General features: G+C 27.3%; 16 protein-coding genes. 10 read left to right on the forward strand and 6 right to left on the reverse strand.

What is annotated here, in order from left to right:
- Positions 1-32: 32 nt before the first annotated feature.
- Genes AC5SL1_RS05660 through speB form a run of 3 tightly spaced genes read left to right on the forward strand, consistent with a single transcriptional unit; the run spans position 33 to position 3,132 of the window.
- The gene (locus AC5SL1_RS05660; protein ID WP_494599414.1) at positions 33-1,211 is read left to right on the forward strand and encodes a type III PLP-dependent enzyme; all 1,179 of its coding nucleotides are present in this window, start codon (positions 33-35) and stop codon (positions 1,209-1,211) included.
- The gene (locus AC5SL1_RS05665) at positions 1,211-2,254 is read left to right on the forward strand and encodes a 1,9-bis(guanidino)-5-aza-nonane synthase (RefSeq protein ID WP_494579553.1); all 1,044 of its coding nucleotides are present in this window, start codon (positions 1,211-1,213) and stop codon (positions 2,252-2,254) included. The genes AC5SL1_RS05660 and AC5SL1_RS05665 overlap by 1 nt, the downstream gene beginning before the upstream one ends.
- A gap of 2 nt (positions 2,255-2,256) precedes the next feature.
- A complete protein-coding gene (gene speB, locus AC5SL1_RS05670; protein ID WP_494599415.1) occupies positions 2,257-3,132 on the forward strand; it encodes an agmatinase in 876 nt (291 codons plus the stop codon).
- Here speB and AC5SL1_RS05675 read toward each other — a convergent pair.
- From AC5SL1_RS05675 to AC5SL1_RS05690, 4 genes are read right to left on the reverse strand one after another with little or no spacing between them, the layout of a single operon-like run.
- The gene (locus AC5SL1_RS05675) at positions 3,129-3,683 is read right to left on the reverse strand and encodes a queuosine precursor transporter (RefSeq protein ID WP_494599416.1); all 555 of its coding nucleotides are present in this window, start codon (positions 3,681-3,683) and stop codon (positions 3,129-3,131) included. The two genes, speB and AC5SL1_RS05675, sit on opposite strands and share 4 nt — an antisense overlap.
- The gene (gene rpmB / locus AC5SL1_RS05680; protein ID WP_494599417.1) at positions 3,683-4,006 is read right to left on the reverse strand and encodes a 50S ribosomal protein L28; all 324 of its coding nucleotides are present in this window, start codon (positions 4,004-4,006) and stop codon (positions 3,683-3,685) included. The genes AC5SL1_RS05675 and rpmB overlap by 1 nt, the downstream gene beginning before the upstream one ends.
- A gap of 53 nt (positions 4,007-4,059) precedes the next feature.
- The gene (locus AC5SL1_RS05685) at positions 4,060-5,112 is read right to left on the reverse strand and encodes a quinone-dependent dihydroorotate dehydrogenase (RefSeq protein ID WP_494599418.1); all 1,053 of its coding nucleotides are present in this window, start codon (positions 5,110-5,112) and stop codon (positions 4,060-4,062) included.
- Positions 5,112-6,674, reverse strand: coding sequence for a lysine--tRNA ligase (locus AC5SL1_RS05690; RefSeq protein WP_494599419.1), 1,563 nt, complete (start codon positions 6,672-6,674; stop codon positions 5,112-5,114). Before AC5SL1_RS05690 ends, AC5SL1_RS05685 begins: the two co-directional genes overlap by 1 nt.
- 90 nt (positions 6,675-6,764) lie before the next feature.
- Between AC5SL1_RS05690 and AC5SL1_RS05695 the strand changes: the two genes are divergently transcribed.
- The 4 genes from AC5SL1_RS05695 to AC5SL1_RS05710 are packed head-to-tail and all read left to right on the forward strand — an operon-like array spanning position 6,765 to position 11,956.
- Complete coding sequence (locus tag AC5SL1_RS05695; protein WP_494599420.1) at positions 6,765-8,210, forward strand: TrkH family potassium uptake protein; 1,446 nt, start codon at positions 6,765-6,767, stop codon at positions 8,208-8,210.
- 1 nt (position 8,211) lies between these two features.
- Entirely contained in the window at positions 8,212-9,684 is a 1,473-nt protein-coding gene (locus AC5SL1_RS05700) for an AmpG family muropeptide MFS transporter (RefSeq protein ID WP_494599421.1), read from the forward strand.
- Positions 9,685-10,422 (forward strand): C40 family peptidase, encoded by a 738-nt coding sequence (locus tag AC5SL1_RS05705; RefSeq protein ID WP_494599422.1) that lies wholly within the window; start codon positions 9,685-9,687, stop codon positions 10,420-10,422. It begins immediately after the preceding gene.
- Complete coding sequence (locus tag AC5SL1_RS05710) at positions 10,412-11,956, forward strand: tetratricopeptide repeat-containing sulfotransferase family protein (RefSeq protein ID WP_494599423.1); 1,545 nt, start codon at positions 10,412-10,414, stop codon at positions 11,954-11,956. Before AC5SL1_RS05705 ends, AC5SL1_RS05710 begins: the two co-directional genes overlap by 11 nt.
- Here the strand turns inward: AC5SL1_RS05710 and AC5SL1_RS05715 are convergent.
- Entirely contained in the window at positions 11,953-12,852 is a 900-nt protein-coding gene (locus AC5SL1_RS05715) for a prephenate dehydrogenase (protein WP_494599424.1), read from the reverse strand. The two genes, AC5SL1_RS05710 and AC5SL1_RS05715, sit on opposite strands and share 4 nt — an antisense overlap.
- A gap of 2 nt (positions 12,853-12,854) precedes the next feature.
- Complete coding sequence (gene hisC / locus AC5SL1_RS05720; RefSeq protein WP_494599425.1) at positions 12,855-13,937, reverse strand: histidinol-phosphate transaminase; 1,083 nt, start codon at positions 13,935-13,937, stop codon at positions 12,855-12,857.
- Between the two features lie 192 nt (positions 13,938-14,129).
- Here hisC and metX point away from each other — a divergent pair, with 192 nt between their 5' ends.
- The 3 genes from metX to gloB are packed head-to-tail and all read left to right on the forward strand — an operon-like array spanning position 14,130 to position 16,567.
- Positions 14,130-15,248: a homoserine O-acetyltransferase MetX gene (gene metX / locus AC5SL1_RS05725; RefSeq protein ID WP_494599426.1), complete on the forward strand. Its 1,119-nt coding sequence runs from the start codon at positions 14,130-14,132 to the stop codon at positions 15,246-15,248.
- 2 nt (positions 15,249-15,250) lie between these two features.
- Positions 15,251-15,847, forward strand: a complete 597-nt coding sequence (gene metW, locus AC5SL1_RS05730) for a methionine biosynthesis protein MetW (protein WP_494599427.1) — start codon at positions 15,251-15,253, stop codon at positions 15,845-15,847.
- Complete coding sequence (gene gloB / locus AC5SL1_RS05735) at positions 15,848-16,567, forward strand: hydroxyacylglutathione hydrolase (protein ID WP_494599428.1); 720 nt, start codon at positions 15,848-15,850, stop codon at positions 16,565-16,567.
- Positions 16,568-16,592 lie beyond the last annotated feature (25 nt).

Below are 16,592 nucleotides of genomic sequence, written 5' to 3' on the forward strand. Positions count from 1 at the left end.
TTTTTATTAAATTTTTTTTGGAGGCATATAAAGTGCAAAAATTTAAAAGTGTTGATGAGCTTGTAAGTCAACTAAAACCGGAAAAACCGATTTATTGTATTAGAAAAAAATCTATACAGTTAGCCTCTACATATTTTAGAAATAAATTTCCTGGTAAAATTTTATACGCTGTTAAAACCAATCCACATCCAGAAGTATTAAAAACAATAGTTGAGAGTGGTATTGAAAACTTTGATGTTGCATCAATTCAAGAAATTAAAGATATAAGAGCAATAGATCCTAATGCTAAATGCTCATACATGCATACTGTAAAAAGTAGAGAAAGTATTAGAGATGCTTATTTTAATCATAATATTAAAACTTTTTCTTTAGATACAAAAGATGAGTTAATTAAAATAATTGAGTCAACAAATCATGCTTCAGATCTTGAATTATTTATTAGAATTGCAGTTTCAAACGAACATGCAGAAATAGATTTATCTAAAAAATTTGGTGCTTTAGCCTCTGAGGCTTCTGGTTTGTTAAGATTAACAAAACAATATGCAAAAAAAATTGGCTTAAGTTTTCATGTTGGTTCTCAATGTATGCATCCTATTTCTTATGCAAAAGGTATTTCAGAAGTTGGAAATATAATAAAAAAAACAAAAATTATTCCTGATTATATTAATATTGGTGGTGGGTTCCCTGCAATCTACCCGGATCTTGTTCCACAATCTTTAGATAATTATTTTGAAGAAATAAAAAAAGGATTAGAAAATTTAAAATTAGAAAAACTTCCAGAATTAATATGTGAGCCTGGTAGAGCAATAGTTGCTGAAAGTGGCTCTACAATTGTAAGAATAAATCTTAGAAAAAAACAAAAGCTTTATATAAATGATGGCACATATGGAACTCTTTTCGATGCTGGTACACCAAATATAGTTTACCCTTCTCGTATAATTAAATCAGGAAAAATAATTTCAAAAAAATTAACTGCTTTTGATTTTTATGGTCCTACTTGTGACAGTATGGATTATATGAAAGGACCATTTCTATTACCAAATAATATTAAAGAAAACGATTATATAGAATTGGGTCAACTTGGTGCTTATGGTCTTACTTTTAGAACTCAATTTAATGGTTTTTATTCTAATGAAATTTATGAAGTAGAAGATGAACCAATAATGACAATGTATGGTAAAGAGAATAATAGGGCTATATTAGTTGCCTAATGTCAGAAAACAAAAACTTAAATCATAATAGTAAAAAAGATTTTCTAAAAAACCCTGTAGAACATATTGATATTACATCTTTTGATGCAAGAAAAATTATCTCATCAATGGAAAAAATGTCTTTCGTTTCTAGAGAAACAGCAAATGCAGCTGGTATTTTTAATGAAATGATACAAGACAAAGATTGCACTATTTTTTTAACACTAGCTGGTTCAACATCTGCCGCTGGCTGTATGAATATTTATAAGGATTTAGTCAAATACAATATGGTTGATGCAATCATTGCGACTGGTGCCTCAATTGTTGATATGGATTTTTTTGAAGCTTTAGGTTTTAAGCATTATCAAGGCTCACAATTTCAAGATGATACGGAATTGAGAAAAAACTACATAGATAGAATATATGACACTTATATTGATGAAGATGAATTACAAGAATGCGACAAAAGAATATGTGAAATTGCAGATGGATTAGAACCAAGAAGTTATACTTCTAGAGAGTTTATTTATGCAATGGGAAAATACCTAAAAAAATACTCAGTAAAAAAAGATTCTTTAATTGAAACAGCTTATGACAATAACGTTCCAATATTTTGTCCAGCTTTTACAGATTCAAGTGCTGGATTTGGATTGGTTATTCATCAAGAAAATAATCCAAAAAATCATATAACCATAGACTCAATAAGAGAGTTTCGTGAATTAACAGAAATTAAGATTCAATCAAAAGGATCTGGTTTATTTATGATTGGTGGAGGAGTTCCTAAAAACTTTATCCAAGATACAGTAATATGCGCTGAACTGCTTGGCAAAGAAGTGGGAATGCATAAATATGCGGTTCAAATTACAGTAGCAGACTCTAGAGATGGAGCTTGTAGCAGCTCAACATTAAAAGAAGCAAGCTCTTGGGGTAAAGTAGATATTACAAAAGAACAAATGGTCTTTGCGGAAGCTACCAGTGTTTTACCTTTAATTGTTAGCGATGCTTATCATAAGGGTGATTGGAAAAACAGAACGAGAAAAAATTTCTCAAAAATATTTAAATAAAATTGAAATATCTATCTAATAAAAACGGATTTCTTGGGATTGATAACAATACCAATTTTAAAGAAAAGGTTGTTGTTATTCCATTTGGTTTAGAAAAAACTGTAAGTTATGGTGGAGGCACTAGAAATGGACCAAAAGAAATTATTAAAGCTTCTCATCAGGTTGAATTATACGATGAAGAATTACACTGTGAACCTTACAAAAAAATTGGAATTAAAACTCTAAAGCCATTTAAGATTGATAAAGATATAAAAAAAGCCCTAAAAAAGATGTCTAATATAAATCAAGAAATATTAGATAAAAAACTTTTTCCAATAACATTTGGGGGTGAACATTCTATTACACCTGGCTGTATTGCTCCATTTGTGAAAAAACATAAAGATATTTGCTTATTACATTTTGATGCACATGCAGATTTGAGAGAAAGCTATAATGGTGAAAAATTTTCTCATGCATCAGCTATCAGAAGATGTTTGGATTATAAAAATGTATCACTAATCTCATTTGGAATTAGAAATATCTCAGAGAGTGAAATACCTTTTTTAAAAAAAAATTCAACTAGAATAGATATCTTTTGGGCAAAAGATAAGGCTAAGTGGGACTTAAAAAAATTCAAAAAAATAATAAAAAATAAAACTGTATATTTAACTTTTGATGTTGATGGATTAGATTCCAGTATAATGCCTGCAACTGGCACACCAGAACCAGGTGGCTTACTGTGGGATGAAACTTTAAATATTATAAGAATAGCAGCTAAAAACTCAAATATTGTGGGTGCGGATATAAATGAATTGTCACCTATTAAAGGGTTTAATTCCTACAATTTTCTAGTAGCTAAATTAGCTTATAAAATTTTATCTTATAAATTTTTGTATTAAGCTTTAGATTCTTTAACAGTTCCTAATAATAACCTAAATGGAATTAGCATTATAAGTGCCACAAGTATTTTTACAGATAAGTCCCCTAATGATAAAGTAATCCAAGGAATTCCTGTTGCATAAAAGGATATTGAAAAAAATAAAAAAGTATCAATTGTTGAGCCAATTAATGATGAGGTAAGTGGTGCAATAAACCATTTTTTTTTTCTTAATTGATCAAAGACTTGGACATCAATTAACTGTGCAACTAAAAATGCTACTCCAGAGCCAATGGCTATTCTAATTGAAATTAAATCTTCAAAGTTTGTTGAAAAAAATAAGGTAAAAATTATTCCAATAACAAAACCTATATAAACAATTTTTCTAGCAATAAGCTTACCGTAAGACCTATTGGTTAAATCAGTAATTAAAAAAGCAATTGGATAACTAAAGGCTCCATAAGTAAGTATTTCATCTAGTCCATAATAATTTATTGGAAATTGAACAAGATAATTGGATGCTAGTACTACAACTCCCATTATTAATGAAAGTAGTAAAAAGTATTTGTTCATTAAGCTGATTTACTGGGAGATGCTTTTGGTGCTTTTTTAATAAATGGAGATTTAATTAGAATACTCTTTTTTAGTTTTTTTAGTCTAAGTGAAATATTTTTATTTTTTGCACTTTTTAAAAATTGATCAAATGTACCTTTTTTATCGACGGATCTAACTCCAGCATTACTTACTGTTAAAGTTAAACTTCTCTTTAAAAGTTCACTTGTAAATTTAGCTTTTTTTAAATTTGGTAAAAATCTTCTTTTGGTCTTATTGTTAGCGTGACTAACATTGTGACCTTTCATTGGAATTTTACCAGTTAATTCACATTTTTTAGACATAATATTTAGTGACTATATAGGATGTGTTTAAGAACTCGTCAAGTTTATTAGGCTTAATTAGCCAGCTTCTTTCCCACTATTTCTTTAAAATTCTTAACACCACCAGCAATTAATATTTCTTTAAGCTCTTTTTTAATCTTTCCTACTATGTTTGGTCCCTGAAAAACCATTCCAGTATATAGTTGTACATAACTTGCTCCTGACTGAAATTTTTTATAAGCACTCTCTCCTGAGTCTACACCTCCAACTCCTATAATCTCAATTTTTCCATTTAATATTTTATAGAATTTACTTATTAATTTATTCGCTTCTTCTTCCAGAGGTTTTCCTGATAGGCCACCTTTTTGATGTTTTAGAATATCTTTTAATTTATCTCTATTTTTAGCACTTGTATTAGAAACAATTATTGCACTAACTTTATATTGTATTAAAGTTTTACAAATTATTTCAATTTGTTCTTCTAAAATATCTGGAGAAATTTTTACTATAATTGGTATTTTGGATTTTAGTCTAATTTTTTCTTTTTCTATCGAGTCCATTAGTTCGTCAAATTTAGACTTATCATGAAAATTTCTTAAGTTTTCTGTATTAGGTGAAGATATATTGATAGTGATGTAATCAGCAATATTATGAAAAACCCTAAGTCCAATTAAATAATCATTTAGTCGATCTTCACTATCTTTGTTTGGACCAATATTAACACCCAGTAAACCTTTATTTGGATTTGACTTAACTCTTTTGCTAATATTTTCTGAGCCTAAGTTATTAAATCCCAATCTATTTATTAGAGCCTGATCATCTACTAGTCTAAAAACTCTTGGTTTTGGATTTCCATATTGCTCTAGTGGTGTAACGGTTCCTACTTCTACAAAGCCAAAGCCAAGTTTAAAAAGAGAATTATAGACTTCAGCATTTTTATCAAAACCAGCTGCCATTCCTATAGGATTATTAATTTCTTTTCCAAATAATTTAGTCTTAAATAATGAGTCATCTTTTTCTTGATTAGATAAATTTGGTAGTAAATTTAATTTTAATGACTTAATTGCTAAATTATGAGCTGTTTCAGGATCAAACTTAAAGATTAGTGATCTAAATTTTGAAAACATTATTTTATTTTTTCTTTTATTAATTCTTTAGTTTCGTTCACTCCAAAAAAGCTTATAAAAAAACCCATCCTTGGACCATTTTCATCTCCAAAAACAACTTCATAAATTAGTTTAAACCAATCGCGTAAGTTTTCTGAATATCCATTATCTTTTCCAGTTGAATAAATTAATGTCTGAATATCTTCAGGTAACATTTTATCATTACACTCATCTAAAGTCTTAATAAGTGCTTTCAAAGCTTTTTTTTCACTTTCATCAGGCTTTTTATATTTTTTTTGAATTTTGATTACATCATTAAAATACTTAATAGCATAACCAATTAAGTTATCAAAAATAGGATGATCTTTTTCAGAAATATCCTTCTTATATTTTTTTACAAATTTCCAAAGTAATTCTTTAGAGTCTGCATTGCTAGTCTCCACTAAGTTTAAAAGCATTGAAAAACTCATTATCGTATCTTCTTTCGGAATTTTTCCATTATGAACATGCCAAACTGGGTTCATCAATAACTGAAGTTCATTTTGTTTTTTTGCTTTTTCTATTAGTTCCAAATACTCATCTACTGTTTTGGGTACTATTTCTTTGTATAGTTTTTTGGCTCTTTTAGGATTTTGATACATGTATAAGGAAAGACTCTCGGGAGAGGCATACTCCAACCATTGATCAATTGTAATTCCATTACCTTTTGATTTTGATATTTTTTCACCTTTTTCATCCAAAAAAAGTTCATAGGCAAAACCAGATGGGTTCGTTTTTCCAATTAACTTTACTATTCTTGATGACAATATCGCACTTTCAATCAAATCTTTTCCGTACATTTCAAAGTCTATATCTAAAGCATACCACCTCATTGCCCAATCAACTTTCCATTGTAATTTACAATTTCCATCTAAAATACTAATTTCAAGTTTTTCACCATTATTATCAAAAATAATTTTTGATTTATCTTTTAAAATTTCTAAAACTGGAATTTCTAAAACTTGGCCTGTATTTGGACAAATTGGTAAAAATGGACTGTAGGTTCTTTGTCTTTCCTTCCCTAATGTTGGAAGAATTATGTCCATAATACCCTGGTAGTTTTCTAAAATTATTTGAAGGGTTGGATTAAAAAAACCACTTTTGTAAAGTACAGAGGAACTTTTAAAATTATATTCAAAATTAAACTTATTCAAAAAATCTTTTAACATTTCATTATTGTGTTCACCAAAACTTGCAAATTTTTCAAATGGATCTGGAACTTGTGTTAATGGTTTATGAAGATTATTATTTAAAAGTTCTTTATTAGGAACATTCTCTGGAGCTTTTCTAAGACCATCCATATCATCAGAGAACGTTATAATTTCAGCTGGAATATCAGTAAGTTGTTTCAAAGCATTAACCATCATCGATGTTCTGGCAACTTCACCAAATGTACCAATATGAGGAAGTCCACTTGGACCATAGCCTGTTTGTAAAATTATTTTACCTTTTTTATCTATAAATGATTTTCTTTCACGCAACATCTTTTTAGCCTCAACAAAAGGCCATGCGTTGGTTTTATCTAAATTATCTTTTTCAATCACTTTGTTTAATAACAAATATCTTATATTTGGTGTTTTTATTAATTCTTATAGAGTTGAAATTTATTTACCATAAAATAATGTTCTTTCAAAATGTCTAATTATAAAACAGTTTTTTTCACCTTGGGTGTTTTGCAAATTATTCTTGGAATTTCCATGATGATACCAATTCTTGCTCAATTTATTTATTCAGAAATTGACTCCTCATTTATTGGGGGGTCTATAATTTCAATCATATTTGGTGTTTTATTTTTTTTATCTAACCTTAATCACGATAAAAAACTAAATCTACAACAAGCTTTTTTATTAACTGCTCTTTCTTGGTTGAGTATTGCAATATTTGGTTCTTTGCCTTTTATCTTTTCCTCTTTGGAGCTTTCAATAACAGACTCATTTTTTGAAAGTATGTCTGGTATCACAACCACCGGATCAACAATTATATCTAATTTGGATGAAGCTCCTAAATCAATACTATTGTGGAGAGCCATGCTTCAATGGCTTGGTGGAATTGGTATAATTGTCATGGCAATAACACTAATGCCAATAATGAACGTTGGAGGAATGCAATTATTTAAAATTTCTAGTAAAGACTCATCAGAAAAAATTTTACCAAAATCAAAAGAAATTTCTCTAAGGTTAATTTATGTTTATTTAAGCTTAACTTTTCTTTGTGCTTTTACTTATTCTATTTTTGGAATGAGTATTTTTGATAGCTTAACTCATTCAATGACAACAATAGCAACTGGTGGCTTTTCAAACTACAATGAGTCTATTGGACATTTTAATAGTTTATCAATCGAAATATCATCAATGATTTTTATAATTTTGGGTAGCTTACCTTTTATTGCCTATATAAAGTTTTTAAATGGTGATAAAAAAATTTTTATTTCTGATGTGCAAATTAGATCATTTTTAAAGATAATTATTTTTTCAATTATTATACTTTTTGTTTACTTACTTTTTCAAAATAATAATTTTTCTCTAACAAATTTAAGAGTAATCTTTTTTAATGTAATTTCGATTTTAAGTGGCACAGGTTATGTAACAGGAGAGTTTGATGGATGGGGTAATTTTACACTAATTTTCTTTTTAACGCTGATGTTTATTGGTGGATGTGCTGGTTCTACAGCATGTGGAGTTAAAATTTTTAGAATCCAAATTTTATATTTGTTCATAGTTAATCAACTAAAAAAAATTATTTACCCTAAAGGTGTTTTTATAATAAAATATGACAAAAATAATGTTGATGATAAATTTATGGCATCCATTATTTCTTTTATATTTCTTTATTTGGTTATATTTTTTTTAATTACAGCTTTTCTATCTTTAAGTGGTTTAGATTTTATTACCTCAATTTCAGGAGCTGCAACATCAATATCAAATGTTGGCCCTGGATTAGGCTCAACAATTGGCCCAAATGGTAATTTTTCAAGCCTACCTGAAATTTCTAAATGGATTTTAACACTTGGAATGATATTGGGTAGATTGGAGCTTTTTGCTATCTTGGTATTATTTCTACCTTCCTTTTGGAGACAATAAATTGAAAAATAAAAATATTTATCTATTTTTTAAAAAAGAAACATTAAAAATGTTGCTGCTTGGATTTTCATCAGGGCTGCCTATACTTTTGATATTTTCCACTTTATCTGTTTGGCTTTTCAAGGCTGGTATTGATAGAAGCACTATTACTCTCTTTAGCTGGGTAGGGTTTACTTATGCGTTTAAATATTTGTGGTCTCCAATTGTCGATAATTTTAAAATTCCTTTTTTTGATAAAATGGGTCATAGGAGAGGCTGGTTGCTATTTACACAATTGATGATTATAACTTCTTTAATTTTAACTTCATTAACAGATCCAGCTAAAAGCTTGTTATTTATTACAATATCCATAACTCTATTAGCTATATTTAGCTCTACACAAGATATTCTAATTGATGCATTTAGGATTGAATCATCACCCATTTATTTACAAGGTCCACTTTCATCAATGTATATAGCTGGATATAGATTGGCTATGTTGATAGGTGGTGCAGGTAGTTTGTGGCTCGCTTCTTACTTAGGTAGCGAAATATATAATAAGAATGTATGGAAAACTGTTTACTTAATCATGGCTTTATTCATGGTTGTTGGCATAATAACTACTTTAGTATCAAAAGAACCTAAAATAAATAATAAAAAAAATCTTAAAATTAATGAACATGCAAAATTTTTGTTTGTTTTTATTCTCTCATTAGCTGGTTTTATTTTTTTATATAATTTTATTAATAATCCTTTTGGAGAAAATGAAATAATAAAAAAATTTCTATTTTCTATTATGAGAATTTTTTTATGTTTTACTTTTTTTGGAGTCATAATTTTTTCAATGATGAGTACTAAATATATTTCAAAAACAATAGTTAAAAAAATCTACCTTGATCCAGTTTTAAATTTTTTAAATCGTTATGGTAAATTTGCTTTTTCTATACTCTTTTTGATAGCTCTTTATAGAATAGCAGATGTAGTTATGGGGGTTATGGCAAATATTTTTTATCTAGAAAAAGGATTTAACATAAACGAAATAGCAACATATTCAAAATTTTTTGGTGTCTTTGCAACTATAGCAGGTGGATTTTTAGGAGGATTTTTTTGTCTAAAATTTGGAACAATGAGATCATTATTTCTAGGTGCTTTTATAGCTTCAAGTAGCAACTTGTTATTTGCCTGGCTTGCCATATCTGAGCCTAGTATTAAATTTTTGATAGGTGTAATTACTGCTGACAATATAGCGAGTGGTTTTGCTGGTGCTGCATTTGTTGTATATTTGTCTGCTTTAACATCTTTAAAATTTACTGCAACACAATATGCATTATTTAGCTCTATCATGCTTTTTATACCAAAATTAGTGGCAGGTTATTCTGGTAGTTGGGTTGATGCCATTGGATATTCAAATTATTTTGTAGTTACTGCTTTACTTGGTGTGCCTGTATTAATATTAATTATATGGTTGTCAAAAGTAGCTCCCATAAGAGAATAAATGATTAATAATAGATTAATATTAAATGTTTATGAAGACAAAGAGTCTAAAAAAAATTTAGCTACTCAACTTTTATATGGAGATAAATTTAAGATAATCAAAAAATATAAGAATACATTAAAAATTAAAACTTTTTATGATAATTATATTGGCTTTATAAATAGAAAAAAATTCCCTATAACGCAACAACAAACTCATAAAATCTCAGTGTTGAAAGCAACTCTGTACTCTAAGCCTAATATGAAATCTAGGTTGAATAAACAAATTAGTTTTTGTTCATTTATCAAGGTGAAGAAACACAAAAATAAATTTTATAATTTTGATAATTATTGGATTAGATGTAAAGATGTTGTTCCCATTAAAAATAAAAATAAAATATTTAATAATATTAAAATTTTTAAAAATACAAAATATAAATGGGGTGGCAATAGTTATAAAGGCATCGACTGTTCTGCTTTAGTTCAAATTTTTTTTAAATTCAATAACCTATACTGCCCAAGGGATACGAAAGACCAAGTAAAATTTTTTCAAAAGAATAATATAAAAAACAAATATAAAAAAAATAACCTAATTTATTGGAAAGGACATGTTGCAATTTGCCTTAATAGTAATAATTTAATTCATGCTTACGGGCCTAGAAAAAAAGTTGTGACTATGAGCATTAAAGATACAATTTTAGAGATTAAGAAAAAATCTAATTTAAAAGTAATAAGTATTAAAAATATTAATGATAACTGATAATCAATTAAAAATAAAAATAGATATTCTAACTAATAAATTAAAAGCAGGTTTATTTGAAGATGTAATAACTGAAGCCAAAGGTTTATTAAAGAAACGAGGGCATCAAATAATTTATAATATTATTTCTATTGCTTACCAAAGTTTGGGTAAATTTGACCTTTCAGTAAATATTATGGAGGAGGCTCTTAAAAAAAACCCGAGAAACCCTTATTTTTTAAACAACATGGGAATTAGTAAGCACAAATTAGAAATTCTTGATGAAGCAGAGTATTATTTTAAAAAAGGACTTGAGATTGCACCTAATTACATAAATATACTTAATAACCTTGCCAATCTTAAAAAAGATTTAAATCAATTCGATGAGGCTATTGTTCTTTATAAAAAATCACTAGAAATTAACAAGGTTTCAAATGAAATACAATTTAACTTAGCAACAATTTATATTACTTTAGGAAAGTTTAATGATGCAGAGTTGCATTTAAATAAAATATTAGAAAATAATCCAAAAGCTACTGAGGCAGATCGATTAATTTCATCATTTACAAAATACTCACAAGATAATGAACATTTAAAAAAAATGATTAAAAAGATTGAAGAAAAAGATCTTAACAAAAATCAATTAATGCATTTACATTTTGCTCTTGGGAAAGCTTTTGAAGATGTAAAAAAATATGAAAATTCTTTTAAAAACTTTAATAGAGCAAATCAATACTTAAGTGAAATCATTAAGTATGATATTCGTCACGATGTTGAAAAATTTATTAAAATAAAAAAAACAATTAATTTTATAAGCAATAATAAGACAGATAAAAATTTACGCCAATTAATTTTTATAGTTGGTATGCCGAGGTCAGGCACATCATTAGTTGAACAAATAATATCTTCACATTCAAATGTTTTTGGGGGAGGTGAGCTGCCTTATTTATCAAATATTTTACATGAAGGAATTTTTAATAATAAAAATTTAGCTAACATTGATAATAATAAATTAAATGATTTATTAAAAATAATACAAGGACAGTATGTTTCTAAAATATCAAAAATAGACTCTTCAGATAAAATATTTATTGATAAGGCTCCTTTAAATTTTAAATATATAGGTTTTATTAAAAAAATTTTTCCAAATTCAAAAATTATTAATTGTAATAGGGATCCTATAGATATTTGTTGGTCTAACTATAAAAATTTTTTTTCTGGAACTTTATCTTTTTCTAATAATCTAAATGATCTTGCTTCTTTTTATACACTTTATCAAAATTATATAAAATTTTGGAAAGAATTATTTCCTAATGAAATTTATGACGTAGTTTATGAAGAGTTAGTTGAAAATCCAAAAGAAGAAATTGAAAATTTATTAAATTTTTGTGATTTAAGATTTGAAGAAAACTGTCTAAAACATGAAAATAATCCTAAATCTATAAAAACTGCAAGTTGGGTTCAGGCTAGAAAACCTATTTATAAATCTGCAATTAAATCTTCAGATTACTTTAAACCATACCTAGGTGAACTAATTGAAAAAATAAAAAATTAATTTTTCCTTCCAAAATCAGGTTCGCTTATATCTTGTTTTAATTTAATTATTTTTTTTCTAACCTTTTTTGTATCAATTAACTTCTTAAGTATTAATTTATTATTTTTTGATTCAATATCTTTTTTAAAAGCTCTTAAATTTTTAATAAATAATTCGATTGCATCAGAAATATTTTTTTGATTATTAAAAAAAATATCCCTCCACATTATTTCATTTGAAGCAGCGATTCTTGAAAAATCTCTTAAACCGCCAGCACTAAACTTAATTAACTCATACTTTTGTTTTCTTTCAAAGTCAGTAGCTGTTTTAACTAAATTATAAGCAATTAGATGTGGTAAATGACTAGTCATTGAAAAGACCCTGTCATGCTTTTTTGAGCTCATTATAGAAATCTTGGATCCAATTTTTGTCCAGAATTTCCTTAATATTGAGAGATGTTTTTGGTTGGTATTACTTTCTCTTATAAGAATACACCATTTGTCTAAAAATAAATCTTTTTTACCATGTACTGGACCACTAACTTCTGATCCTGCTATTGGATGACTAGAGGTCCATGAAATTCCTCTCTTTAAATTTTCTTTAATTACATTATGAGATTTTTCCTTACTTGAGCCAATATCTGTAATGATTGTTTTGGGTAGCAAGTGTTTATTTAATTTTAAAATTATTCCTTTGTATTCACTAAGTGGAGTACAAACTATTATCAAATCTATATTAGGAACATTTTTTTTGAAATCAGTTATTATAGTACAGGGTAATTTTAATTTTTTTATTTTTGATAAATTAGATTTTGATTTTTCATATACAAATATATTTTTAGAAACTTTATAATGTGAAATAGCTCTTAATACAGATGAGCCAATTAAACCACAACCTATGATTAAAATATTTTTCATAATTAATTAAATATATCCGTAATTGCTTTTATAAATTTTTCATTTTGTACTTTTGATCCAATAGTTAATCTTAATTTATTTTTTATATTATAGCCATTCTCGGTCGATCTTAATATAATTCCTTTTGATTGTAGTTTATTAAAAACAAAGTTGGCTGAATATTTACATTTATCAAAACTTAGCAATAAAAAGTTAGCTGTAACTTCATTGGAAAAAATTTCCACATTTTCTAAAAATTTCTTAATTTTATTCCCATAGAAGATATTGTGTTTAACAGATCGACTAATAAAACTATTATCTTTTAAAGCTTCTATTGCTGCACGCTGTGCAATTTGATTAACATTAAATGGGGGTTTTATTAAATTCATTGCACTAATTATTTTTTTATTTGCATGCCCCCAACCTACTCTCAATGAAGCTAATCCATAAATTTTTGAAAATGTTCTTATAACAACAACATTGTTGGCATTCTTAAATAGGTCTAAACTTGGTTTATAATCTTTATTTTTCATATATTCAAAATAAGCATCATCTAAAACTAGCAAAATATTCTTATTTAATTTTTTTCTTAATTCTATTAATTCTCTTTTACTTAAATAGGTTCCGGTTGGATTATTTGGGTTTGCAATAAATACTAATTTAGTTTTTTTAGTTACTTTTTTAAGTATTTCATCAACCGATACCTTAAAGTTTTTTTCTTTAGAAAAAACTACTTTAGCTCCTATGATTTGAGCATAAATTCTATACATTAAAAAGCTATATTGTGGAACAATCACCTCATCTGATGGTTTCAGATATAATTGACAAATTATTTGAATAATCTCATCTGAACCTGCACCACATATTATTTGATCTAAATTGCACTTATATTTCCTCGCAATCTCCTTTCTTAAATTTCTGGCTTTACCATCTGGGTACTTTGAAATTAACAAGCTTTTATCTTTCAATATTTTTGTTACCCTTGGGCTCACCCCAAGTGCAGACTCATTTGCTGATAGTTTTATTGGATTTGAAATTTTACTTATATTTGACCTACCAGGCTTATAAGCTTCTATTTTAAATATTTTAAATTTTGGAATTGTCATTTTATAGTTTTATTCACTTTATAAATAAAATACTAACTTTTCATATAGAATATGTCATTTTTAAAAAAAATTGACATAAGAAATACTATCTAGTACAAAAAATATGCGCTGATTTAACTGAATTGCGAGCGCTTAAAAAAAACCGCTAAATAAGTTTTTTTTTGTCTCCCAATTCAAATTTGGCTAATATTTATGATTAAAGATTTAGAGATAAAAAAACTTATAATTGATAAACCATTAAAATTGGACTGTGGTCAAACTATAAATAATTATTCTTTGGCCTATGAAACCTATGGTTCCTTAAATGAAAAAAAGGATAATGCTATACTTGTGTTTCACGCATTGACAGGTGATCAATTTGTAACTGGAATAAATCCAATCACAAAAAAAGAAGGTTGGTGGTCGTATGCTGTTGGCCCTGATAAAGCTATTAATACAGATCAATTTTTTGTGATTTGTGCAAATGTTATTGGTGGCTGTATGGGCTCAATTGGTCCTAATGAAATTAATTCCGAAACAAATAAAAAATATGGAACTAGCTTTCCCGTTATAACTATTAACGACATGGTTAATGCACAATTTAATTTGTTAAATTTCTTTAATATTGAAAAATTATTTGCTGTTATTGGTGGATCTATGGGGGGAATGCAGACACTACAGTTCGTTAGTAATTTTCCTGAAAAAGCAAAAGTAGCAATACCAATTGCTTGTACTGCAAGTCATTCAGCACAAAACATAGCTTTCAATGAACTTGGTAGACAGTCAATTATGGCGGACTCTAACTGGGACAATGGAGACTATTCTAATAAAGATAAAAGTCCTGATAAAGGATTGTCAGTAGCTCGAATGGCTGCACATATTACCTATCTATCAAAAAATGGGCTTCAGGAAAAATTTGGAAGAAAGCTTCAAGAAAGAGATGATTTAAAATTTGGTTTTGATGCTGATTTTCAAATTGAAAGTTATTTAAGATACCAAGGATCTGTATTCGTTGATAGATTTGATGCAAATAGCTATCTATATATAACAAGAGCAATGGACTATTTTGATCTTATCAAAGAACATAATGGAAATTTATCTAAAGCATTTGAAAATACTAAAACAAAATTTCTTGTTATATCCTTTACTTCCGATTGGCTTTATCCCACTTCCGAAAATAAAGAAATTGTCATTGCATTGAATGCCATAGGTGCTGATGTTGGATTTGTTGAGATTGAGTCTGATAAAGGTCACGACTCATTTTTATTAAAAGTCCCTGAATTTTTAAATACCTTAGGTGATTATATTAAAACAGCTTATTCTAAGAGTTAAATATGAAACAAGAGTTTAAAATAATATCTAATCTAATTGATAAGAATACTAGAGTTCTGGATGTGGGATGTGGCGATGGTACACTAATGGAGTATCTGAAAGACAGTAGGAAAATAGATATTAGAGGAATAGAAATTTCAAAAAATAATGTTCAAAAATGTTTATCAAAAGGATTAACAGTTATAGAGGGAGATGCAGAGAAAGATCTCTTGCAATTTCCAGATAGTTCTTTTGATTTTGTTATTTTAAGTCAAACATTACAAGCATTTCTCACTCCTGAAATTGTTATAAAAGAATTATTACGTGTTGGAAAAAAAGCTGTTGTTACTATACCTAATTTTGGTTTTTGGAAAATTAGACTTCACTTATTGCTTAAAGGAACAATGCCAATAACAAAAAACCTACCTGACGAATGGTATAATACTCCTAATTTACATATGTGCACATTAAAAGATTTTTATAATTTTTGTGAAAATCGAAATATAAAACTAGATCAATCAATAGCTTTAAAAAATGAAAAAATATCAACTATAAATAAATTAAATCTAAATATAAAAAACTTATCAGCAGAATTGGGTATTTTTTTAATTGAAAGATAAATGAAAATTCAAATAATACCCTGTTTACATGATAATTATTCTTATCTTGTTATTGATGAAAAAAATAACATAGCTTGTGCAATTGATCCCAGTGAAGCAAAACCTATAATTAAATACTTAGAAAAAAAAAATATTAATTTAAAATATATACTCAATACTCACCATCATTATGATCATGTGGGTGGTAATCAAGAATTAAAAAAAAAATATAATGCTCGTGTTATTGGATACAAGGGAGATAAAGATAGAATTCCAGAAATAGATACTCTTGTTGATGATCAAGAAATATGGAAGCAGGAAAGTTTTGAGGCCAAAATAATTCATATACCAGGTCATACTCTTGGACATATATGTTTTTATTTTTTCAATGAGGAGGCTGCTTTTACTGGAGACACTCTTTTTTCTTTAGGGTGTGGAAAAATTTTTGAAGGAAGTTATGAACAAATGTTTAATTCTTTAATGAAAATTAAAGCACTTCCATTAAAAACTAAAATTTACTGTGGACATGAGTATACTAAACAAAATGCTAGATTTTGTATAACACATGACAAAAATAATGAAAATCTTAAAAATAAAATAAAAATTATAGATAAAAAATTAGAAAATAATTTACCCACTATTCCATCTACAATTAGAGAAGAGCTAGATTGTAATATTTTTCTTAGATCTAATAAAGTTGAAACGTTCTCAAAATTGAGAGATTTAAAGGACAATTTCTAACTTATTCACGCTTGACTATGATTTG

Source organism: Candidatus Pelagibacter sp. PS_10_02 (assembly GCF_059418005.1).